This window comes from Nisaea denitrificans DSM 18348, assembly GCF_000426505.1.
In the GTDB taxonomy this organism is placed as follows: Bacteria; Pseudomonadota; Alphaproteobacteria; order Thalassobaculales; family Thalassobaculaceae; genus Nisaea; species Nisaea denitrificans.
On the sequence record NZ_AUFM01000011.1, the window covers coordinates 836,281 to 858,981 of the forward strand.

Here is a 22,701-nt window from a genome sequence, read left to right on the forward strand (position 1 = left end):
ATGGGCGACTGATGGTCGCGATGGGTTGTATGGAGCGTCTGTGGCGTGAAGATTGATATCGGAAAATCGCTGGTCAACGCGTCTGGAGACAAAAACCTCTGTCGCGCCGGGCGTCGGCTCCATTTCCTGCATGTGCCGAAATGCGGCGGAACGACCACGCGATATCTACTCGAAGCGGCTGCGAGCATTCGGGGTGACACCGTCTTCAATGCGGCCGGCGCGTTCTCGCGGGAGGACGTGCGCCTCGGGGATGAGGCGACTGCCCGTATTGTGCTCTCTCATTCACCGCCAAAGCGCCGTTTTGATGACGAAGACACTGCCTATTTCACTGTTCTGCGGAACCCTGTGAGCAGAGGCACCTCGCTTCTGCAGCATGTTGCGGCGCGTATTTCGGGTGCTCGCTGGAAGCCAGAGAAGATACTCGGCGGTCTCAGCTCCGCAGCACTCAATCATGCAACATTTCTGATCGGCTGGCAGGCCGGAGATAACGATCTTGAACGATCACTCGCCAGGGCGAAGCGTCGTATCGAATCCGATTTGGCATTCTTTGGGTTGCAGGAGCGGTTTTCCGAATTCGCGTCCTTGCTGGCATGCTTTGTTAGTCTTGAGGGTTTTATCTATCCACGGTTTCAGGTTGCGGAAGTGGAGTGTGATATTTCGGATGTCATGCTCGAGCAGCTGCACGAGAGATCTCAGTTTGACCGAGATCTCTACCGGTTTGCTGAAAACCTCTATCAGGAGCGCTATTCCAAGCTTTTTGCGGATGACGCATATCTCAAACCTCGACAGATGCGCTCCTATGTTTCACTCGAATATGATGACCAGAACGACGTTGTCGAGCAGTCCCTAGTGAAATTCCGATAAAAGATTGCACATAACCCCTGTGCGTATCGTGACTACAGGTCCCACAGGGGGGATAGAGCCATTGAAAATACATTCAATGCAATCTGACAATTGCCATGGAGGGAAAAGATGGCGAGGTCCTTGTCGGTCTGATCGGCGACGGGATCGGATTCTCTCGTACTCCTGTGATGCATGAAGCCGAAAGCGCCGCGCAGGGTATCAATTGCCGCTATGTTCTGATCGATACCGAACAGGCGTCCCCTGTCGATCTTGGTATGGAACTCGCCAGAGTCCGGGCCGCCGGATTTACGGGGGGGGCAATAACACCCACCCTCAAAAGCAGCGCGTTCTGGAGCTTGTTGACGTGTGGTCGGAGGAAGTGTCTCGCGTCGGCGCGTCCAATACACTCGTGTTTCAGGATGGTCTGATGCACGACTACGATAAGGATATCCTTGGATTCCATGACGCGTTCGTGACGGAAATGGCGGGACAGCCTCTTTATCGCGTTCTGGGAACCGGCGCAGGCCGGAGTGTCGCGGCAGACAGGGAGGCGACTTCTACAGTCCGCCTCGTTGAGGACATTCGGGCCGGCTGGCCGGACATGTCAGTCGAATTTCCGGACCTCGACGATCTGACCGGTGACCGTTTTGATGGCATTGTGAATGCCACACCGATGGGAATGGCCCGGTATCAGGGCATGTTAGTGCCGCGGGATCCGCGCGCGGCACTTTGGGTTTCGCACACTTCTCGGCAGCCGTGAGTCTGAACACTTAAAAAAGTTTGCAAGGGGGATCGAGTGAATATTTTTCTGACTGGAGCGAGCGGGTATATCGGTGGATCCGTCGCGGCGCGTTTCTTCAAGGACGGTCTTAAGGTCCGCGGGCTGGTTCGCTCAAAGGAGAAGGCGTCCCTGGTTCGGGCGCTGGGTATTGATCCGGTTATCGGGGATCTTGACGACAGTGCCCTTCTGATGCGGGAAGCGCAGGCCGCCGATGCTGTCGTGAACGCAGCGAGCGCGGACCACCGGCCCGCCGCTGAGACGATGCTCAAGGCACTCGCGGGGAGCGGTAAGGCCTTTATCCATACAAGTGGTTCAAGCATTGTCGGCCGACGTGACGAGGGCAGGTATGCGCCCCCGATATATGACGACAATACGCTGATCGAGCCATCTCCGGCCCGAGCAGCGCGGGTCGCGCTCAACAGGGATATTCTGGCTGCGTCGGAAAGCGGCGTGCGGACCGTGATCATTGCCCCCAGTCTGATTTATGGAGAAGGTCTGGGCGTCAATCCGGATAGCATGCAGGTTCCCTGGCTGATTGATCTCGCCCAGCGGACCGGCGCAGCACGCCATATCGGGCCCGGAACCAATGTCTGGTCGAATGTCCATATTCGCGATCTTGCAGATCTCTATCTTCTCGCATTGCAGAACGCGCCAGCCGGCTCGTTCTTCTATGCCGAGAATGGAGAGAACGCGATGTGCGACGTCTGCGCCGCGATTGGCAAAATGCTTGGCTATGGCAATGGCACCACGGAAATGACGCTGGCTGAAGCGGCGGGGCATTGGGGCGAGGGGCCGGCAAACGACACGATGGGATCGAATAGCCGGGTGCGGGCACTAAGGGCTCGGGCTGAGCTCGGCTGGGCGCCGCATGGGCCTAGTCTTATCGAGGAAATTGAAAGTGGGTGCTACGCAGAAGCCTAGGCGGAAGGCTGATCGGAGGCCGGAGTTTTTAGGTTTTGCCACAATCTCTTAACGGGAAGGCTATTTCCACGTCGTGATGGCTTCGATTGTTTTTTATCGACTGCAAAACACAGAATAAGATTGTGGTCGAAATTTCACGTTTTGTTGTGTGTTTACTCAATTATGTCGCCTCAAAGAAAGTATTTATGGAGCCGGAGTAAGTAAAAGGAATTACTCGGTCATATAACGTCAAGGCGCAATTCCATGGGTGTTCCTTTCCTTTCGGCGTCACGCAGATTGCGCCGCACGCCTTTCTCAGACGGAGTCGAGCAGGCCGGTGTCCGTGCATACACTGTTTATAACCATATGTTGCTGCCAACCGTGTTCCGGTCGGTAGTGGAAGACTATCGCCATCTAAAAGAAGCCGTGCAGGTCTGGGACGTCTCGTGTGAGCGACAGGTGGAGATTCGCGGACCGGATTCAAGCCGACTGGTACAAATGCTTACCCCCCGTGACTTGAGAAGCATGTTGCCGGGCCAGTGTTCTTACATACCGATCGTGGATGAGACGGGGGGGATGCTGAATGACCCGGTACTCCTCAAGTTAAGCGATAACAGGTGGTGGATATCCATAGCTGACAGCGACCTGCTCTATTGGGTGAAAGGGCTGGCTTATGGATACCGTCTCGATGTTTTGGTAGACGAACCCGATGTATCGCCATTGGCTGTTCAGGGGCCAAAAGCCGAGGACCTGGTGGCTCGGGTGTTTGGGGATTCTGTTCGCAGGATTCGGTTTTTCCGCTTCAGCCACTTTGAATTCATGGGGCGGGACATGGTCGTTGCCCGTTCAGGATATTCAAAACAAGGCGGTTTCGAGATTTATCTCAATGGTTCCGATATGGGAATGCCTCTATGGAATGCCCTGATGGAAGCGGGGAAGGATCTGGATGTTCATGCCGGATGCCCAAATCTGATCGAGCGAATAGAGAGCGGTCTTCTTTCTTACGGAAACGACATGACCGACGACAACACACCGCACGAATGCGGATTGGGCCGGTTCTGTAATACGCAAAGCGCGATCGGGTGTATCGGACGGGATGCTCTCTTGAGAGTGGCAAAGGAAGGGCCGGTTCAACAAATTCGGCCGATCTCGATTGATGGGGATCCTGTTCCCGCTTGTGAGGATTTCTGGCCTATTAAAGCTAACGGAAAGACAGTCGGGCGCGTGAGTTCGGCAGTATGGTCTCCAGACTTCAAGACCAATGTCTCTATCGGCATGGTTCATGTTACGCACTGGGACAGTGGAACCAAGGTGAGCATAGTCACTCCTGACGGTCCGCGGTCTGCTGAGATTCAGGAAGGTTTCTGGAATTGAATTGATCGCCTAGGGATCACGCGTGAATAGCGATCTCTGTTTCCCGTTGTGCAAAGCTTCCGTTCGCTCTGAGGCGAACAGTTCAATGGCAAGACCGGCATCGAGATGGCGAGCAGGGCATTCTACCGGCCACTCCATGACGCCGATCCGGACAAAATCCCCTGCCGGCGCCTACAAATGTTCTTTTGCATGGTAGCTGTATCGCTATTCTGCAGGCCCGTCTTCACGCGACACCGTCTCGGATTCATGAATATGCAGAAATCGGCTGTCCCGGTTTTGATCTCCTCCGTTTTGACTTGGGCATTGTTGCTGGTCTGCAGCCGCGCTCTGATAATCGGGCTCAGCCTCGATCCATGGATGTTCACGTTCCTGCAAATGGGTTCCGGTGGCCTGTTTTTCATCGTGATTTCGCGGGGGGCGGAAGTCGGCGTCAGTGCTCTTTGGCGGCTGGATACCTGGCTGATTGGCATTTTCAGAATTGGAACGGCGGCGCTGTATATGGCCGCGCTGATCCATGTCGATGTGCTTCAGGCCGGGTTTTTCGGATCCATTGGCGTTCCAATGTCTGCGCTTGCTGTCTGTTTGCTTTTTCACCGGCAACCAACACGCCTTGAATTGCTGGGGCATATTCCGCTTGTTGCGGGTTCCGTAACGACAGCTTTCGGGTTCGACGGCAGCCTTGAAAACCCGGCACTCTTTTTGTTGGCCCTGTCGCAAGTCTGCGTTCTGAGTGCCAGTCTCTTTGCGGAGCGGCATCCTCACATGATGGCACTGGCGCCGCGCACGCGCCTGCGTCTCACGGGGATTGTCCTGTTGTTGACCGCAATTGGCTTTGCCGTCTGGCGTATCCTCCAGTCAGCGGCGGGACTGGCTGGCGATGCGGATGTTGCCGAGCTTATGAGGCCGGAGCTATGGGCGGCAGGACTTGGGCTCGGGATTACACTCAGGGGACTGGCGACATATCTCGGCCTGCGCGCAGCCGCAGTCGCCGGCACGCACAACTACCTTGCCGCGGCGCTGGCGCTGCCGATTGTTGGCGCTGTGCTCGAGTGTGTCATCGCTACGTACGGCTACGGTGCCTGGCCGAATATCGGGTTGCTCCAGGTAGCCGCTGGAGTGTTGATCGTAAGCGGAGGAATCGTTGTGATTTACGCGAGGAAGAGGGCAGGAAAGATGGCCACCCAGGCCACTTGATGGCCTGGGTGGTTCTATGTCGAGGCTCTAGAGACCGAGCTTGTCGATATCGGCGGCGGAATGCCGTTCTTCGAGTTGTTCGCTCGGGTCTCCGGAGACGCGGTTGACGACCCGGCCACGCTTTACGGCCTTGCGAGCGGCAATCTCCTTGGTCCAGCGCTGAACGTTCGTGTAGCTGTCGACCTCAAGGAAGGTGCCCGAGTCATTGTAGATCTTGCCTTGCGCCAGAACGCCGTACCACGGCCAGATCGCGATATCGGCGATGGTGTACTCGTCGCCGGCGATGTACGGGGTCTCGGCAAGCTGGCGGTCCAGAACGTCGAGCTGACGCTTGGTTTCCATGGCAAACCGGTTGATCGGATACTCGAACTTCTCCGGCGCATAGGCATAGAAATGCCCGAACCCGCCACCGAGATACGGCGCGCTGCCCATCTGCCAGAACAGCCAGTTCAGGCATTCGGCCCGCTTGGCGGGATCCTTTGGAATGAAGTCGCCGAATTTCTCGGCAAGATAGAGCAGGATCGAGCCTGACTCGAAAACGCGTGTCGGCGTTGGCGTGCTGCGGTCGAGCAGGGCGGGGATCTTGGAGTTCGGGTTGATGGCAACGAAGTCGCTGCCGAACTGGTCGCCGTCACCGATACGAATGGTGTAGGCGTCGTATTCAGCGCCCTTGTGGCCGCGCTCCAGCAGTTCCTCAAGCATGACGGTGACTTTCACACCGTTCGGCGTTGCCAGGGAGTAGAGCTGGAGCGGGTTGTCCCCGACCGGAAGCTTCTTCTCGTGCGTGGCGCCTGCGATCGGCCTGTTGGTGCTGGCGAACTTGCCGCCATTCTCTTTATCCCAGGTCCAGACTTTCGGGGGCGTATAGGGCGCTTGATCGTTCATGAAGCCTCATCCGTTCATATGGTTTCGGGTCCGGGCCGACATTCCGGTTCTTGTCCAAATGGGAGATGGCCACATTTGGACAAGGTTAAAAAGAGGATTCCTGTATCTGGAAAAAGACTGTTTCTGTTTCTGAGTGTGTGACGCGACGAGATTCCAAGGCGGGCGAACGCCACATCTCAGCGTCAGCGGCGTCCGTGTGCCAGCTTGACGGAATCCGGCATGGCCCGGAGTTTAGCCATGGCCAAAACCCCGAGGAATGGGCCCGCCGCTAGTGGAACAAAAGCGCCGCTCCAGCCCAACCAATCGACCAGAAATGGCACCGCGTGAATGGTTGCAATGGTAAGCACGAAGCCGATGCAGGTCTGGGTGGTGACCATGGTGCCGACATAAGTGGGCGGGGAGAGTTCGATAACGCTGGCTGAGAATTGGGCTGAGTCGGCGATGATGGAAATGCCCCACACCACACACAAGATGACAAGTACATAAGTTGGCATACCAAACGCGAAACCGGCGAGGATGCAGCAAACTCCGCTGACCGCCATGGCGCCGATGGTAAGCCGGGTCCTGCCGATGCGATCCGCAAGAAAGCCACCGGCAATGCTGCCAACGGCGCCGGAGCCGATCATGGTGAAGGCGAGCAGTTTTGCCAATTCCGGAGCATGTTCACCGCCCGGGTAGATTGCCAGGCTGGACGCGAGGAACAGGCCTATCCAGGCCCAGACGGCATAGAGCTCCACCATGTGTCCGAAATAGCCGAAATTGGCGAGCCTGAGTGCCGGATCGGTCAAGGCCTGAAGCATCTGGCCAGGCTTGAAGGCTGCGGCCTTGGCAAATGGACGACCGGGCTCGAAGAGCTGGCAGAGAAGCCCGGCGACTGCCGCCATGGATGAGCTGGCAATAATGGTGAAACGCCAGTCGAGGCCGCCGAACAAATCGATCAGGTGTGGCGCCCCGGAGCCCAATGTCAGGGCCGCGACCAGCAGTCCTACCAGGAAGCCGCGGTCTTTCTCTGTCCAGGAGGAAACCAGAACCATGCCGACCGGATAGACTCCGGCCATGCAGGCGCCGACGATAAAGCGCAGGACAGGCATCCAGGGACCGGCCGGATCGATCGCAAGCGTCGCCAGATTGGCGGCAGCAGCCGTGAGTGCGGCGAACATGAACAGCGTCTGCGGCCTGACCCGGTCGACGAGTGTGAAAAAGGCGCTCAGTAGAGTGCCCGCGACAAACCCGAAGGATACGGCGCTCGCCATGGCAGCGGCCTGACTGTCGCTCAGTACCATTTCCTGTCGAAGTCCCGGAATGATCGCCGAGCCGCTGAACCAGAGCGTCATGGCGAGGACTTCGCAGAAGGTCAGCAGCGCGACGTTGCGCCATTTCCGATTCAGCATGACGGGGAGATTCGCTGGTCACTGTTCATGGAATGCTTATTTGCCGTATTGCATAAGGACGAGCGGTTCTGAACTTTCGCTCCTGACAATTCAAGTCCTGATGCTGCATGTCGGCCGTGACTGGTCTAGATATGTGATGACATACACTGGCTACCTGGAGACGAGAGTGCCGGCACTTTTGAGACGTGTTAAGGGGAAGACGCCGACAGTCGCTGTCCCATCCTTTCTGGCGGAAACCGCAGCACTTATCGGTGACGTCACCGTGGGGGCGGAGAGCAGCATCTGGTATGGCGCCGTTTTGCGTGGTGATGACAATCCGATCCGCGTCGGGCGCCGCAGCAATATTCAGGACGGGACAATCGTGCATGTCAGCTCAAAAGGGCAGGGCACGGAGATCGGCGACGATGTGTCGATTGGACACGCCGCGATCATTCACGCCTGTATTCTGGAAGATCGTTCCTTTGTCGGCATGGGGGCGACCGTGATGGACGGAGCCATCGTCGAAAGCGGTGCGATGGTTGCTGCGGGCGCGCTTGTCGCTCCGGGCAAGATTGTTCGCACGGGCCAACTCTGGATGGGTAACCCGGGGCGATACACACGCGATCTGACGGAGCAGGAGAAACAGTATCTCTCCTACGTCTCCGTCCATTATTGGGAGTTGGCGCAGGAATATCTCGCGGAGGACTGACGCTGGGGCTCGAAGACCTGTCAGTCCTTTTTTTGCACTTTCACATAGCTGCCCGGTGCATCCTCGATCACGCTCAAGGCCCCGTCACCGGGGACCCTCGCCTCGACCTGACCGCCGCCATGACGAGACATCCATTTCGCCCATTCAGGCCACCAGGTGCCTTCGTGATAGGTCGCCCCTTCGAGCCATTTATCCGGTGATTTCGGTCGGCGGCTATTGGTGTAGTGGCCATATTTAGGCTTGTCGCCGGGCGGGTTGACCACACCGGCAATATGGCCCGAGCCTGCAAGGCAGAATTTGATCGGACCGGAATAGATCTGTGTCGCCCGATATGTCGATTTCCATGGGGCGATATGGTCTTCCTTGGTCGAAAGGATAAATGCCGGGGTCTTGATCGTGCTGAGGTCAATCGGCGTCCCCGCAAGCGTGAGGGCGCCCGGCTCGATCAGTTTGTTCTCCTGATACATTTTGCGCAGATAGAAGCTGTGCATCACCGCCGGCATCCGGGTTGAATCGGAATTCCAGTACAGCAGGTCAAACGGGAAGGGGTCCTTGCCGAGCAGGTAGTTGTTCACCACGAATGACCAGATAAGATCGTTGGCGCGCAGCATGTTGAATGTCGATGCCATCTCGGAGCCGTCGAGATAACCGCGCTTGTTCATCTTCTCTTCCAGAGCCGCGAGCTGCTCCTCGTCGATGAAAACGCTGAGCTCTCCCGCCTCCTCGAAATCAACCATGGTGGTGAAGAACGTGATCGACTTTATGCGGTCGTCCTTCTTGGCGGTCATGTAGGCGAGGGTGGCCGCCATCAGCGTGCCGCCGATGCAATAGCCGATGACGTTCGCCTCTTTCTCGCCTGTTGCCTGCTCGATTGCATCGAGTGCAGCCAAGGGTCCCTCGAGCATGTAATCCTCAAAGGATTTCCGGCTCAATTTCTCGTCCGGATTGACCCAGGAAACGACGAAGACAGTGAAGCCCTCGGATACGGCCCAGCGGATGAAGGAGTTCTTCTCCCGCAGGTCCAAAATATAGAACTTGTTGATCCACGGCGGCACGATCAGCAGCGGACGGCGATAGACCGTCTCGGTCGATGGTGAGTATTGAATCAGCTGCATGAGGTCGTTCTGGTAGACCACTTTTCCGGGCGACGTGGCGATGTTCTTGCCGACTTCGAACGCGTCGGGATCTGTCATCCGGATCGACAGTTTGCCTTTGCCCCGCTCAAGGTCTTCAAGCAGGTTTTGCAGGCCATGCACAAGGTTGTCGCCATGGGTTTCAACGGTGGTCCGCAGCACTTCCGGATTGGTCATCAGGAAGTTCGTCGGTGCCATCGCGTCGACAAACTGGCGGGTATAGAAGTCGACCTTTTGCTGGGTTTTCTGATCGAGCCCCTCGGTCTGTCCGACCAGATCCTGCGTCCAGCGCGATGTCAGAAGATAACTTTGTTTGATGAAGTCAAAGACGACGTTTTCCTGCCAAGCCTCGTCGCGAAACCGGCGGTCGGTTGTCTCGGTCTGAACGGTTGGTTCGGTTTCTTTTCCCAGCCAGCGCTGCGTGGACCGGTTCCAGATATCCATATAGCCTTGCCAGAGATCCATCTGGGCCTGAACGAGATGAGCCGGATTGTTCATCATCTGATTCGTCAGGGACATGAAAGCGTCGGCCAGATGCAGCGGATCGGAATCCGCAGCCTTGCCGTCAAGTTTCTGGCGCTCCATGAAGCTGCTCACGAGCTTTTGCGATCGTGTTGCGATGTCTTGCATGGTGTTGGCGAATTCAACCGGGTCGATCTGCTTCATCTCCTCCGAATGCTCATGCATCCCCGCCTCACTCTCTCAGCCGATCATTTGAAATCGATTGTAGCAATAGTAGGGATAGAGTGTGGCATTTCAAAGAATCATACCCTTAAAATCAGATAGTAATCTGTGTTTTTCCAAGCAACTATGGTAAATCCGTTCGCAGCAAGTTTACTGTCGAAGGCCGGTTTCGCGAGACTGGCCCGAGGGTCGGAGTTTCTGAAGGATGACGGAAATGTATAAAGGGCGCCACAAATCGGCTTTGGGTCTTGTAACGGCCTTAAGCTTGACGCTTGCGGGGTGCTCATCCGTGCCGGACGCGCTTAATCCGGTTGAATGGTATAACGACTCCGCGTCTGCCGTCGGTGGCTGGTTCGATGATTCCGATGCCGATACGTCCGGCGATACCGGCACCTATCCGAGTGTCTCTTCTGTCCCCGATAATCCGGCGCCGCGCACGACGGCGACAGAGCGAGCGGATATCAAGGATGAACTGGTCTCGGACAGGGCAAATGCCCAGTATGATGACAAAGGCACCGGGCCATCAGTGACAGATGCCAGCACTGGCTCACTTGCGCAGATTCAACCGAGAGCCCCTGCTGCTTCCGCCCCAAGCGAAGGGGCCGAAAGTGTCGCCACAGAAGAGATTAAGCCGCTTCGGATGACGGCTTCGGATGAAGCCACCAAGCAGATGGAGGAGCCGGCGACGGTAGCAGCTTCGTCGCTGCCGTCTCAGGCTGTGGCCGATACCGGAAACACTTCATCGCGGTCCAGCTTGTGGCCAAATTCGCCAGCGCCTGAATCAGAGGGTGATCGGCCGGTAACAAACGCCAGGGTAGGGGAGCCGACAACACGCAGTAGTCGCGCAGACCAGCCCCAAACCGGGACGCTCGGCGCGCGCTATAAGAAATTTATCTCTGACGCTAAAACTGGCTCCTCAGAAGCCGTTTCTGTTGAAACCCCTCCTGCATCGGAAACAGTCCAGGAGGAAGTACCGGCGGCGGCAACAGTAACTCAGACGGCATCGGTTCCAACGACCCCGGAGCCTGTCGTCCAACCTGAGCCGGTTCCGGCACCGCTTGCTGCGGAAACCGGGCTTCTGGCCCTTACTATTCCGGAGGACCAGCCATTCAATTTCGACGACCCGAGTGTGATCGTTGACGAGAGTGCACTGCCGGGATCCTTCGAAAACTATCCAGTTGGTGGTGGCGGTTCATACCAGGCAGGAATAATTCGCTTTACCAATGGGTCCTCCCGGCTGTCCGGCTCTGACCGCGGTGTAATTCGCGAGCTGGTGCCATTGATTCGGGACTACAACGCGAGTGTCGAGATCGTCGGCCACGCGTCGAGCCGAACCCGGAACATGGATCCGTCCGAGCACAAGCTGATTAATTTCGAGCTTTCCTTGAAGCGTGCGAATGTGGTTGCCGAAGCGCTGATCAATGCGGGAGCGCCGTCCGACCGAATTTCAGTGCTTGCTGTTGGCGACAGCCAGCCTGTCTCCTCGGAAGCGATGCCGGCAGGAGAAGCGGAAAATCGTCGGGCTGAAATTTATCTCATCTATTGACCCGCGCTCCCTGCGGGGTATGAAAGCGGGGCCTTGGTGGCTCTGCCGCCGGGCCGCACGTTAAATCTGCTGCGGCGGGATCCATAAATGGACGGATTCCGGCGCATGTCCGTTAGGGAGAATGCATCCATGCAGCCGTTCAGAATAGCAATCGCCGGACTGGGTACTGTCGGGGCGGAGACGGCGCGTATTTTGCTGACTGACACAGCGATGCTGAGCGCCCGTGCCGGGCGTGCCATCGAGTTGAAGGCCGTATCGGCTCGGGACAGAAGCCGTGACCGCGGTGTCGATCTTGCTGGTGTTGACTGGGTTGATGACGCGGCGGTGTTGGCTGGCCGCGACGACGTCGATTGCGTGCTGGAACTCATCGGCGGCTCTGAAGGCGTGGCCTATGACCTCGTGCTGGGAGCTATAAAGTCGGGCAAGTCGGTCGTTACAGCGAATAAGGCTTTGGTCGCGCATCACGGATCCGAAATAGCCAAAGCATGCGAAGAGCAAGATGTCGGCCTCGGGTTCGAGGCTGCAGTTGCCGGCGGTATCCCGATCATCAAGTCGCTGCGTGAAGGGCTTGCCGGGAATCATATCAAGCGGATCTATGGAATTCTGAACGGCACCTGCAATTACATCATGAGTGTGATGCGCGAGACCGGCCGCCCGTTCGACGATGTGCTGGCCGATGCACAGCGGCTTGGATACGCCGAAGCCGACCCGTCCTTTGACGTGGACGGGGTAGATGCTGCGCACAAGCTCGCCATTCTTTCGGCAATCGCCTTTGGCCACCATGTCGACTTCGAAAACGTCCATGTCGAGGGGGTCCGTCATGTCTCGCCGCTGGACATCACGTTCGCCGAGGAACTCGGTTACCGCATCAAGCTGCTCGGGATTGCCGAGGAAACGGATGCAGGCGTGCAGCAGCGCGTCCATCCCTGCATGGTGAAGGCGGATACACCCATCGGGCAGGTCGAGGATGTGTTTAATGCCGTGGTCGCTGAAGGCAGCGCCGTTGGGACAACGCTCTCCTACGGCCGCGGCGCCGGAGCCGGGCCGACCGCGTCTGCAGTGATTGCCGACGTCATGGATCTCGCGGCTGGCCGCCGGGTCCCGGTATTCGGTCTTGATTCAAGCAAGCTTTCGGCAGCCCGGACAGCGCCGATCTCTTCGTTGACGGGATGTTATTATCTGCGCCTGATGGTGATCGATCGGCCGGGTGTGCTCGCCGATGTAACGGCAATTTTCCGGGATCATGATGTCTCTATCGAGGCGATGATCCAGCGGGCGCGAAATCCGGAAGAGGCGGTGCCGCTGGTCCTGACCACGCATGAAACCTCGGAAACGGCGATAAAAGCATCGTTCGAGGAACTGGCGAGGCTGAATTGCGTGCTGGAAGAGCCGCGGCAGATCAGGATAGAAGACTTCTGACTTTCGGCTGCCACAGGCTCCGGACAGGAATTAACAAAACCAAGATGACAAAAAAGGACGACAATTATGGCTGAGAGGGAAACGCAGGGCGCGCTGACCATGGACCGGAACCTTGCGCTCGAAGCTGTGCGGGTGACGGAAGCAGCTGCGCTCGCGGCGTCCCGCCTGATGGGGCGTGGCGACGAAAAAGAAGCCGATCAGGCTGCAGTCGACGCTATGCGGAGTGCCCTCAACAATCTTGAGATCGACGGCACCGTGGTAATCGGCGAAGGCGAACGCGACGAGGCGCCGATGCTTTATATCGGTGAGAAGGTCGGTAAGGGTGGCCCGAAGATCGATATTGCACTCGATCCGCTGGAAGGCACCACGATTACGGCCAAGGGCGGCCCGAACGCGCTTGCCGTCGTGGCAATGGCGAACGAGGGCGGCTTCCTGAATGCGCCGGACGTTTATATGGACAAGATCGCCGTTGGCGCCGATCTGCCGGAAGGCGTGGTCGACCTCGACAACAGCGTTGCGGAAAATCTCGCCAATCTCGCCAAGGCGAAGAAGATGGCGATTGAGGATCTGGTGGTTTGTATTCTCGACCGCCCGCGCCACAGCGATCTGATTGCCAGGGTGCGCGACGCGGGTGCACGGATCATGCTGATCGACGACGGCGACGTTTCCGGTGTTATCGCGACGTCCCAGCCGACCAGCGGCGTTGATCTCTATATGGGCTCCGGCGGCGCTCCCGAGGGCGTTCTGGCCGCGGCCGCACTACGTTGCATCGGCGGTCAGATGCAGAGCCGCCTGTTGTTCCGCAATGATGATGAGCGTGGCCGGGCGACCCGTCTCGGCATCACCGATTTCGATCGCAAATATGGCCTGCTGGATCTGGCCAGCGGCGACGTGATGTTCGCGGCGACAGGCGTTACCACCGGCACGATGCTGCAGGGCGTACGCAAATATCCGGGCGGGGCAATGACTCACTCGATCATCATGCGTTCCAAGACCGGCACCGTCCGGACTGTTGAAGCGCATCACGACTGGACCCGGAAGTCTTCTGAAACCGGCTTCGACAAAGACCAGTAAACCCATGCAGAGTTTCCTCGGGGTCGAGCGCTCCTTCACCGGCAAACGCTGGATCCCGAGGCATGGCACGAATCCGGAAACCGAACGTGTCGGTCTCGCTATCGCCCAGAGATTCGGTTTTCCGGAACTGGTCGGACGGCTGATCGCCTCCCGCAATATCGGGTTGGATGAGGTCGAGAGCTTTCTCGATCCGACCCTGAAATCCCTGATGCCGGATCCGGGCATCTTGCAGGACATGGCGCCCTGCATCGAGCGGATCGCTAAAGCGGTGAGAGACGGCGAACCGATCGCGGTTTTCTCCGACTATGACGTTGATGGAGCGACCTCTGCCGCCATTCTGATCCGCTACCTGCGCTGGATCGGTGTTGATCCGCTGCTCTATATCCCGGACCGGATAAGCGAAGGCTATGGGCCGAACGCGCCCGCGCTTTTGAAGCTGAAGGAGCAGGGTGCTTCCCTGATCATCACGCTCGATTGCGGCGTGACCGCCTACGATCCTCTGCAAGCAGCGGCAGATGCCGGTATCGAGATGATTGTCGTCGATCATCACATGGCGGAACCGGAGCTGCCGAAAGCGCTCGCGATCGTCAATCCGAACCGAATGGATGAGGACGGATCGCTCGGCCATCTTGCGGCATGTGGTGTCACGTTCCTCGTCACAGTCGCACTGAACCGGGCTCTGCGCGAGGCTGGCTATTTCAATGGTCGGCAGGAGCCGAACCTGCTGCACCTTCTGGATCTGGTGGCGCTCGGCACGGTGTGCGACGTGGTGCCCTTGAAAGGCCTGAATCGTGCCTTCGTCATCCAGGGCCTCAAGGTCATGGCCAAGCGCGGCAACAAGGGCCTTGTGGCGCTCGCTGACGTTGCCGGTGTCGATGCACGTCCGGAGCCTTATCATCTGGGCTACGTCCTCGGCCCACGTGTGAATGCGGGCGGGCGTGTCGGCAAAAGTGATCTGGGCGCACGTCTGCTTCTGACCGATTCTCCGGAAGAGGCTGTCGCACTGGCGGCTGAACTCGACAGCTTCAATACGGACCGGCGTGAGATCGAGGCGCAGGTGCTGGCGGAAGCCGAGGCACTTGCAGCGGAACAACCTGATGATGCGCCGGCAATCATTGTAGCTGCACAGAACTGGCATCCAGGCGTCATCGGTATTGTCGCTGGACGCCTGAAAGAACGGTATGACCGTCCGGCTTGCGTGATTGCGCTGGATAACGGGATCGGTAAAGGCTCCGGACGCTCCGTCCCGGGCGTGTCTCTTGGCCCGGCTATCATCGCGGCCCATCAGGCGGGGCTGCTTGTCGCGGGCGGCGGTCATGCCATGGCTGCCGGTTTCACAATCGAAGCAGACAAGCTGGATGCCTTCCGGGCGTTTCTCGGGGAGCGTATTCACAGCGAGCTGGAAGGTGAACCTATCGTGCCGACGCTTTCGGTCGATTCGTCGCTCGCCATTGGGGGAGCGAGCAGGGATCTGGTCGACACTATCCAGAAAGTCGGTCCGTTCGGTGCCGGGAATTCAGAGCCGCGTTTCGTTCTGACCGATGTTCGCCTTGTTGATGTTCGTGAAGTCGGCACAGGCCATGTGCGTTGTGTCTTTACGGGCCCGGACGGCAAGCGTCTGAAAGGCATCGCTTTTCGCGCCCTGGAAGGTGATCTGGGACCGGCATTGCTGAAAAGCAGTGGACGCCCGATCCATGTCGCAGGCCACCTCCGGCCGGATGACTGGAATGGCCGCAGCGATGTGCAGATCATGATCGACGACGCCGCCGACGTCTCCTGACAAATATAAAGCGGTGCCCTGAGGCACCGCTTTTCTGGTCGTAAGGTTGTGCCTCTATTGAATCGCGAGAGGAGCGCCCATTGAGCCCGTCGCACCCGCCACCGGGGTCGGTGTGTAGATGTAGGCGAACTGATAGACGCCGTCGGCGGCCAGCTCCGAAAGCTTCATATTTTCCTGATTAACGATACCGTGCCTGGTCTGCAGGAAGGTATGAACGCAGAATACGCAGGCCGGATCCGGGTTCGGAACCGCATCGACCGGCCAGGTATCGGCACCGGTCACGCCAGCCTTCACATCTTCGGCGACCCAGCGTGCGACTTCCATGCCTATTCCGGGGCAGCCATTGTTGTAAGTTGCGGCGTCGTCCCAGTGCTTTTCCCACCCTGTGCGAAAGATGATCGCGTCTCCCTCGGTGAACTGGAAGCCTTCCATACCCTGTTTCTTCAGAGCGGCCTGCACATCGGCCATGGTGATGACCTCACCTGCAGCCATTGCGTCAACACCACGAGCGGCAGCGATGTCGAGCAGAACGCCTCGGGCCACAATGGGATGCAGTTTTTCCGTACCGAGCTTTTTCAGCCCGTAAGGCGTGATCATCTCATCGGCGGTGAAGCCATTGTACCAGCGCATTTCGCCTTTGTTACCACCGGTTCCGCTATTCACACCAATATGGCCGAGGCCGTCGAACTGCGTGCCGACTTGGCCGATCTCGGTCGCCAGGAATTCGTCGTTCCAAAGCACCTGGTTGGCGCCGAAGGCCCCTCCGGTCGGCGCACCCGGGATACGCAGCGAAAATTTTCGGGCTCCGAAAAGAGGCATGTCCGCTGTGTATGGATGCCCGAGATTGTAGGTTTTCCCGGTTTTGATCTGGGAGAGGGCGCGCATCACAACTTCCGGTTTCAGATACCAGTTCGTTGAACCGGCTTCATCCCCAGCGCCCCACAGCGGATTCGGCCACCATTTCGAGCCGAGCGGCGTTTCCATCTTGTCACCATCGACCCAAGGCTTGCCGGCACACCCTTTCCAGTTTTCCGGTGTACACTCAGCATTGGCTGCACCCCCGAATCCGAGCGTCCCGGCGATTGCCATTACGGCGACTACATATTTTTTCATGAATTCCTCCCTGGTTTGCGGACGGCGCGTTTAAGGGACAAAGAGGCCATCCGTGCTCTCGAGGGTGATTATTCTCGACTTTTGAAAGAACATCAAAAGGGATTTAACGCGTGTGACGCGAATGGAAATTCTGGGCTTGATTTCCCGATGTTGAACGAGTACACCAACGCCTCGCTCGACGATGACCCCTTCGTCTAGAGGCCTAGGACACTGCCCTTTCACGGCGGCAACACGGGTTCGAATCCCGTAGGGGTCACCACTTTCTCGGTGTGTCGAGCGGTTGGAGTGATTCGTGATCTCCTTCGGCGACCCCTTCGTCTAGAGGCCTAGGACACTGCCCTTTCACGGCGGCAACACGGGTTCGAATCCCGTAGGGGTCACCAACCACACTTGCTGCTCTGTCCGGCCCGTGACAGACTTTATAAACGGCCCCTTCGTCTAGCGGTCAGGACGCGGCCCTCTCACGGCTGAAACACGGGTTCGATTCCCGTAGGGGTCACCAAAATTTAATCTTCCCAAAATCGGCTCACGTCACCACCTGTACATCCTATGGGGGGAGTGACTGATGATCATTCGCAAGCATTTGATAGCCGCTGTCGGGCTCGGCCTGATCGGCGGCGCGGCATTCGCAGCCGACATTCAACCGGAAGGCCCAAGTGGGCTGACGGAGCAAACCGGTGCAACAGCCAAGCGGTTCATGGTAGCGGCCGCCAATCCGCATGCTACCGAAGCCGGGTACGATATCCTCAAGGCTGGCGGCAACGCCATCGACGCGGCGGTCGCCGTGCAGATGGTGCTTAATCTCGTGGAGCCGCAATCCTCTGGTATCGGCGGTGGTGCGTTTCTCGTCTACTGGGACGCAGCCACAGGACAACTCACAACTTATGACGGACGAGAGACCGCACCGGCTGCGGCTGGATCTGACTACTTCCTGAAGTCTGACGGCAACCGGAAAGGGTTTTGGGAGGCAGTGAACGGCGCCGGCTCCGTCGGTGTGCCTGGTACGGTCGCACTGCTCGATATGGCACATGAAGCGCATGGAAGCCTGCCGTGGCCTGATCTGTTCCAGCCGGCGATCCGGATGGCAAGGGACGGTTTCGAAATTTCGCCACGGCTCGGCGGAGCCATCGCCCGGGCGGCAGAGCGCGGGTTGCCTGATCAGAAATCAGGCAGCGGCGACTATTTCTTCAATTCAGACGGCTCGCCGAAATCCTCTGGAACCGTCCTGAGGAACCCGGCTTTTGCAGACAGTCTGGAGACGATAGCGACCGGCGGCGCGAAAGCTTTTTATGAAGGCGAGATCGCGGAAAGCATTTTGACCGCACTGGCGTCCACACCGGACAACTCCAGCCTCATGACTGCGGCTGATCTCGCGGGATACAGGGCGATTGAGCGGGCACCGGTTTGCGTTGCTTATCGGACATATGAAATCTGCGGCATGGGACCGCCAAGTTCCGGTGCACTGACTGTCGGCCAGATCCTGGGAATGCTTGCTCAATTCGACATGAAGGCCGTCGGCTATAGCCCTGTTGCAGCGCATCTTTTTGCCGAGGCGTCGCGGCTCGCTTACGCGGATCGAGCGCTCTACATGGCAGATGATGATTATGTGCCGGTTCCCGTACGCGGTTTGCTCGACCCGCACTATCTGAGAGCGCGGGCGGCACTGATCGATACTGGGTATGCCATGGAAAAAGCCGAACCCGGCACACCTCCTTTCGCCAGAAAGGGGGATCTCTTTCCCGATCGACAGCCGGAGCGGGCCGGGACCAGTCACTTCGTCATTGTCGATGCGGCCGGAAACGCGGTCTCCATGACCACGACGATCGAGACCGGCTTTGGCAGCCGTCTGATGGCTGGTGGTTTCCTGCTAAACAACGAGCTGACCGATTTCTCTTTCCTTCCGGAGAAGGACGGCAAGCCGATCGCCAACCGCGTGGAAGGCGGCAAGCGCCCGCGCAGCTCCATGGCGCCGACGATTGTTCTGAAGGACGGGCGTCCTGTGATCCTGATCGGCTCGCCGGGCGGTAGCCGGATCATTCCCTACGTGGCCTGGGCGCTGGTCGGTATGATTGATTGGGATATGGACCCGCAGCAGGCGGTCGATATGGGGCATGTCAGCAACCGGAACGGCCCGATGGATCTAGAAGAGGGAACGCCGGTTGCGTCCTGGCGTTCGGCGCTCGAAGCGAAAGGACACACGGTGAAGGTCCGGTCCATGAATTCGGGAATCCACGCCATCATGATCGGTGATGGAGTGCTCTCCGGCGCCGCCGATCCACGGCGTGAAGGCGCGGTGAGGGGCGACTGAACAGTCACCAATAGACCGGATATTGCTTACCCGGGCGCAGATTGTTGAAAAGCAGCGCCACGACGACAATCAAAAGAGCTCCGGACAGGACGGGTGTCAGCAGAAATGCCGGGCCCGGCTGAAGTACGAAGATCACGACCGGATCGGCCCCCGCCGGTGCATGCCCTGTTCCCGTCCACATCATTGCGGAAATGGCCAGCCCGACAGCGAGAGCCATGCCGGGCCACTCCGGGCCGAGAATAGCTAGAACAGCAAGACCGACGAGGCTGGAGACCAGATGTCCGAAGACGATGTTGCGCGGCTGCGCGAGTGGGCATTGCGGTAGAGCAAAGGCAAGAAAACAGGATGCCCCGAACGGGGCCATCATCAGCATGGCGTCCAGCATTTCCGAAAGACCGGCGGCAAAACCAATGGCAAGCATGGCACCAAGACCACTGAGGAGCGCGGCGGCCGGACGTGCCGGCTCAGGGCAAGCTCCGCCTCCGATCATTTTTCCGAGAAGCGTAGGCATGTGGTCAGCCCTCCAGCTCGGCCAGTCTGGTTTCCAGATAGCTCAGGCGCTGACGCAGCGGTGCGACGGCCTCTGCGACGTCGGCTTCCGTGAAACGGGGTGTGATATGCTGCGGGCAGTTCCAGTCCGTCGCCTCGACGGTCAATACGACTGCGCGCTCGACACGCGCTCTGTATTCGGGGAGCTGCAGGCGTTCCAGCATCTCTGGCGCGTCCTCGTGATGCAGGATCTTTGCCCGCGCCAAAAGCTTCAGCCGGCGCCTGTTTGCGTAATCCATCAGGATCATCGAGACCCTGTCGTTACCGTTCATGTTGCCGACGCTGAGATACTGCCGGTTACCCCGGAAGTCCGCGTAGCCGATGGTCTTCTCGTCGAGCACCTTGAGAAACCCCACAGGGCCGCCACGGAACTGGACATAGGGCCAACCGGTTTCGGACACGGTTGCCTGATAGAGGCCGTCCCGCGCCCGGATGAATGAGGTCTCGGCCTCGGTCAATCCGATGAAGGCATCCTCTCCAGACGTCTGGAAGCGACTCATTTGCGCCCGGCTGCCGTAGCGTTCCTGCGCCGCCTCGACATTGGGGGTAAAGCTGATTTCTGCGAACGGTCTCGGCATCGTCCGGTCTCCTCAATGCTGGGGAGGAGGGACGGCAGGCATGCCGCCCCTCCGGTATCGCTCAGGCGGCGCGGGCCGTCAGCGCGATCTTCGGGAAGTCGATATCGACCTCGGTCGATTTAGCGAGGATGTTGGTCAGCAGGTTCATGCCGACATGGACCACGATCTCGACGATTTCAGCATCCGAATAGCCGGCGTCCCGGACAGCACTGAACTCGGCCTCGGTCAGTGATCCCTTGTGCTCGCTCAAGGCAAGGGCGAAGGCAACGGCGGCCGCGGCCCGTTCATCGGTCGACCCGCCGGAGCGGTTTGCGGTCATGTCCGCATCCGTCAGGCCCGACTTGCGGCCAATGGCGGTATGGGCGGAGAGGCAGTACTGGCAGCTGTTCCGATCGGCGAGGGCAATGGCGATCCGCTCCCGGGTCTGTGCGTCGAGGGCACCTGAGCCGGCGATTTCATGCAGGCCAAGGAAAGATATCAGTGCCGCCGGCGATTGGGCGAGAACGGCGAGGAAGTTAGGCACCATACCCAGCTTGCCTTTGATGGCATCAAGCAGGGCGCTCTGTTCATTGTTTGCGGTTTCTGTGGTGACTTTGGCAATGCGGCTCATGTCAGATCCTTTCGGCGCCGGCGGTTATGGATGGGGGGAAGCAGTGATATCCGGCGCCCCCATCAGATCGGCTATTCCGCCAAAAGAATGAATGAGCATATAATGGAAAAAACTATTCCATTTTTCGGAATTAAAGATGGATCGATTTCGCGAGTTACAGGTCTTTGTGAAAGTCGCAGAAACGGGCGGCTTTGCTGCAGCGGCGAGGCTGCTTGCCATGTCGCCGCCTGCGGTCACGCGCGCGGTCTCCGCTCTTGAGACGCGCTTGAATTCCCGGCTCCTTGTCCGCACAACCAGGTCTGTTCGCCTGACCGAAAACGGCCGCAGGCTGCTGGCGGACGGGCGTTCAATCCTGAATGCGCTCGAGCAGGCTGAAGAATCGGTCGGAGGCTCCCCCCAAGCCCCAAGGGGACACATCAGGGTGACAGCGCCTGTCTTGTTCGGCTGTCACGTCGTTACCCCCATACTCGGAGCGTTTCTTGACCAGTTCGGCGACGTCACGGCCGAAACGCTGTTCGTCGACCGGGTCGTGAATGTTGTAGAGGAGGGGCTGGATGTCGCCATCCGCATAGGGGAGCTGCCGGACTCATCGCTGACGGCAATCCGCGTCGGATCGGTCTGCCGCGTGGTCGCAGGGGCTCCGGCTTATTTCGAAAAGCACGGATCACCGGAACATCCCTCAGATCTTGCCGACCATCGCCTTATCAACCCGCTTGCATTTGGCAGCCGGATCTCCTGGACCTTCAAGCAGAATGGAAAGCCTTTCATCTTCGAATCCGAAGCGCGTCTGGCGCTCAATACGAACGACGCAATTCTGGAGCTTCTGCGCGGAGGATGGGGCGTTTCGCGCTTGCTGTCCTACCAGGTTGCAACCGGAGTCCGAGACGGCAAGCTGATGACCGTGCTCGACGCCTTCAGACCCTTACCGGTACCCGTGCATGTGGTGCATCCGGAAGGGCGCATTGCATCGGCAAAAGTGCGTGCGCTGGTGGATTTCATGGTGGAGAATCTTAGGCAGAATGAGATCCTGCAAATGGCCTGATGCTTCGGGATGCCGATATTGGCCTACATGGAGTGACCATGAAAGTGACCACACTCGGCTTCGATGCCGATGACACGCTCTGGGAGAACGAGCGCTTCTTCAAGCTGACGGAAGAGCGCTTCACCGAACTCCTTATCGATTTCGCGGAGCCCTACCATCTGCGCGAAAAACTTCTGGCTGCGGAGCGGCGCAACCTCAAGGTCTACGGGTTCGGGATCAAGGGCTTTACCCTTTCGATGGTGGAAACCGCGATTGAAGTGACGGATGAACGCGTTCCGGCGCGCGTGATTGAGCAAATTCTGTCTGCCGGCAGGGAGATGCATGCTCATCCTGTTGAAACACTTCCTTTCGTGCGTGAAACCCTCGAACAGCTCGCGCCGGACTATCGCATGGTGCTGATTACCAAAGGCGACCTGTTTGACCAGGAGCGGAAATTGGCGGCGTCGGGGCTGGGGGAACTGTTCGATGCGATCGAGATCGTCAGCGACAAGACGGCCGAGACCTACAGCCGGATATTCTCAGAGGCCGGTGAAAGCCCTGAGAACGCAATGATGGTCGGTAACTCGTTGAAGTCAGACATTGTTCCCGCGATTGCGGCCGGAAGCTGGGGTGTGCATATCCCGCATGATCTCACATGGGCGCTGGAGCATGCGGACGAGCCAGCCAAAGCAAAGCAGTACAGGCGCCTGAATAATGTTGGTGAGGTGCCCGCGTTGCTACGGCAAATCATGTAACCGAACCTCAGTGTCAGGCTAGGACACCCGGCCTTACAAGAGGTGTTTCATAATGAATATTATGGGAAATACTTC

General features: G+C 58.4%; 21 protein-coding genes and 3 tRNA genes. 17 read left to right on the forward strand and 7 right to left on the reverse strand.

Features of this window, described 5'->3' with window-relative positions:
• Positions 1–45: 45 nt before the first annotated feature.
• The 6 genes from K328_RS0104835 to K328_RS0104860 all read left to right on the forward strand — a co-directional run bounded on the left by K328_RS0104835 (position 46) and on the right by K328_RS0104860 (position 5,092).
• Positions 46–864, forward strand: coding sequence for a sulfotransferase family 2 domain-containing protein (locus K328_RS0104835; protein WP_028465005.1), 819 nt, complete (start codon positions 46–48; stop codon positions 862–864).
• 95 nt (positions 865–959) lie between these two features.
• Entirely contained in the window at positions 960–1,271 is a 312-nt protein-coding gene (locus K328_RS27145; RefSeq protein ID WP_028465006.1) for a hypothetical protein, read from the forward strand.
• A complete protein-coding gene (locus K328_RS0104845; RefSeq protein ID WP_028465007.1) occupies positions 1,271–1,603 on the forward strand; it encodes a hypothetical protein in 333 nt (110 codons plus the stop codon). The genes K328_RS27145 and K328_RS0104845 overlap by 1 nt, the downstream gene beginning before the upstream one ends.
• 36 nt (positions 1,604–1,639) lie before the next feature.
• Positions 1,640–2,545 carry an NAD-dependent epimerase/dehydratase family protein gene (locus tag K328_RS0104850; RefSeq protein WP_028465008.1) on the forward strand — a complete coding sequence of 302 codons (906 nt, stop codon included), beginning with the start codon at positions 1,640–1,642 and terminating at the stop codon, positions 2,543–2,545.
• A gap of 243 nt (positions 2,546–2,788) precedes the next feature.
• Positions 2,789–3,898: a dimethylsulfoniopropionate demethylase gene (locus tag K328_RS0104855; RefSeq protein ID WP_028465009.1), complete on the forward strand. Its 1,110-nt coding sequence runs from the start codon at positions 2,789–2,791 to the stop codon at positions 3,896–3,898.
• A gap of 252 nt (positions 3,899–4,150) precedes the next feature.
• Positions 4,151–5,092: a hypothetical protein gene (locus K328_RS0104860; protein WP_028465010.1), complete on the forward strand. Its 942-nt coding sequence runs from the start codon at positions 4,151–4,153 to the stop codon at positions 5,090–5,092.
• A gap of 27 nt (positions 5,093–5,119) precedes the next feature.
• On the opposite strand, the gene yghU is transcribed toward K328_RS0104860, so the two are convergent.
• Both yghU and K328_RS0104870 read right to left on the reverse strand, forming a co-directional pair.
• Positions 5,120–5,977 (reverse strand): glutathione-dependent disulfide-bond oxidoreductase, encoded by an 858-nt coding sequence (gene yghU, locus K328_RS0104865; RefSeq protein ID WP_028465011.1) that lies wholly within the window; start codon positions 5,975–5,977, stop codon positions 5,120–5,122.
• Between the two features lie 182 nt (positions 5,978–6,159).
• The gene (locus K328_RS0104870) at positions 6,160–7,368 is read right to left on the reverse strand and encodes an MFS transporter (RefSeq protein ID WP_028465012.1); all 1,209 of its coding nucleotides are present in this window, start codon (positions 7,366–7,368) and stop codon (positions 6,160–6,162) included.
• Positions 7,369–7,534: 166 nt separating this feature from the next.
• Here K328_RS0104870 and K328_RS0104875 point away from each other — a divergent pair, with 166 nt between their 5' ends.
• Positions 7,535–8,056: a gamma carbonic anhydrase family protein gene (locus K328_RS0104875; protein ID WP_028465013.1), complete on the forward strand. Its 522-nt coding sequence runs from the start codon at positions 7,535–7,537 to the stop codon at positions 8,054–8,056.
• A gap of 20 nt (positions 8,057–8,076) precedes the next feature.
• On the opposite strand, the gene K328_RS0104880 is transcribed toward K328_RS0104875, so the two are convergent.
• The gene (locus K328_RS0104880) at positions 8,077–9,876 is read right to left on the reverse strand and encodes a PHA/PHB synthase family protein (RefSeq protein ID WP_028465014.1); all 1,800 of its coding nucleotides are present in this window, start codon (positions 9,874–9,876) and stop codon (positions 8,077–8,079) included.
• A 211-nt stretch (positions 9,877–10,087) separates the two neighbouring features.
• Between K328_RS0104880 and K328_RS25615 the strand changes: the two genes are divergently transcribed.
• The 4 genes from K328_RS25615 to recJ all read left to right on the forward strand — a co-directional run bounded on the left by K328_RS25615 (position 10,088) and on the right by recJ (position 15,692).
• Positions 10,088–11,419, forward strand: a complete 1,332-nt coding sequence (locus K328_RS25615) for an OmpA family protein (protein ID WP_051284498.1) — start codon at positions 10,088–10,090, stop codon at positions 11,417–11,419.
• A gap of 129 nt (positions 11,420–11,548) precedes the next feature.
• Entirely contained in the window at positions 11,549–12,838 is a 1,290-nt protein-coding gene (locus K328_RS0104890; RefSeq protein WP_028465015.1) for a homoserine dehydrogenase, read from the forward strand.
• A 99-nt stretch (positions 12,839–12,937) separates the two neighbouring features.
• Positions 12,938–13,912, forward strand: coding sequence for a class II fructose-bisphosphatase (glpX, locus tag K328_RS0104895; protein ID WP_205620627.1), 975 nt, complete (start codon positions 12,938–12,940; stop codon positions 13,910–13,912).
• Between the two features lie 4 nt (positions 13,913–13,916).
• Positions 13,917–15,692, forward strand: coding sequence for a single-stranded-DNA-specific exonuclease RecJ (gene recJ / locus K328_RS0104900; RefSeq protein ID WP_028465017.1), 1,776 nt, complete (start codon positions 13,917–13,919; stop codon positions 15,690–15,692).
• A 54-nt stretch (positions 15,693–15,746) separates the two neighbouring features.
• On the opposite strand, the gene K328_RS0104905 is transcribed toward recJ, so the two are convergent.
• Positions 15,747–16,805 carry a cyclase family protein gene (locus tag K328_RS0104905; protein WP_051284500.1) on the reverse strand — a complete coding sequence of 353 codons (1,059 nt, stop codon included), beginning with the start codon at positions 16,803–16,805 and terminating at the stop codon, positions 15,747–15,749.
• Positions 16,806–16,988: 183 nt separating this feature from the next.
• On the opposite strand from K328_RS0104905, the gene K328_RS0104910 reads away from it, so the two are divergent.
• The 4 genes from K328_RS0104910 to ggt all read left to right on the forward strand — a co-directional run bounded on the left by K328_RS0104910 (position 16,989) and on the right by ggt (position 19,113).
• A tRNA-Glu gene (locus tag K328_RS0104910) sits at positions 16,989–17,064 on the forward strand.
• A 48-nt stretch (positions 17,065–17,112) separates the two neighbouring features.
• Positions 17,113–17,188 (forward strand) — tRNA-Glu (locus tag K328_RS0104915).
• A 44-nt stretch (positions 17,189–17,232) separates the two neighbouring features.
• Positions 17,233–17,307: transfer RNA gene (locus tag K328_RS0104920), tRNA-Glu, on the forward strand.
• Between the two features lie 63 nt (positions 17,308–17,370).
• Positions 17,371–19,113: a gamma-glutamyltransferase gene (gene ggt, locus K328_RS0104925; protein ID WP_028465019.1), complete on the forward strand. Its 1,743-nt coding sequence runs from the start codon at positions 17,371–17,373 to the stop codon at positions 19,111–19,113.
• 4 nt (positions 19,114–19,117) lie between these two features.
• On the opposite strand, the gene K328_RS0104930 is transcribed toward ggt, so the two are convergent.
• From K328_RS0104930 to K328_RS0104940, 3 genes are all read right to left on the reverse strand, one after another.
• Complete coding sequence (locus tag K328_RS0104930; RefSeq protein ID WP_028465020.1) at positions 19,118–19,624, reverse strand: HPP family protein; 507 nt, start codon at positions 19,622–19,624, stop codon at positions 19,118–19,120.
• Positions 19,625–19,628: 4 nt separating this feature from the next.
• Positions 19,629–20,240 (reverse strand): pyridoxamine 5'-phosphate oxidase family protein, encoded by a 612-nt coding sequence (locus K328_RS0104935; protein WP_028465021.1) that lies wholly within the window; start codon positions 20,238–20,240, stop codon positions 19,629–19,631.
• A gap of 61 nt (positions 20,241–20,301) precedes the next feature.
• Entirely contained in the window at positions 20,302–20,850 is a 549-nt protein-coding gene (locus K328_RS0104940) for a carboxymuconolactone decarboxylase family protein (protein ID WP_028465022.1), read from the reverse strand.
• Between the two features lie 136 nt (positions 20,851–20,986).
• Between K328_RS0104940 and K328_RS0104945 the strand changes: the two genes are divergently transcribed.
• Positions 20,987–21,892 (forward strand): LysR substrate-binding domain-containing protein, encoded by a 906-nt coding sequence (locus tag K328_RS0104945; RefSeq protein ID WP_028465023.1) that lies wholly within the window; start codon positions 20,987–20,989, stop codon positions 21,890–21,892.
• 38 nt (positions 21,893–21,930) lie between these two features.
• The gene (locus K328_RS0104950; RefSeq protein ID WP_028465024.1) at positions 21,931–22,626 is read left to right on the forward strand and encodes an HAD family hydrolase; all 696 of its coding nucleotides are present in this window, start codon (positions 21,931–21,933) and stop codon (positions 22,624–22,626) included.
• The last annotated feature ends 75 nt before the right edge of the window (positions 22,627–22,701 follow it).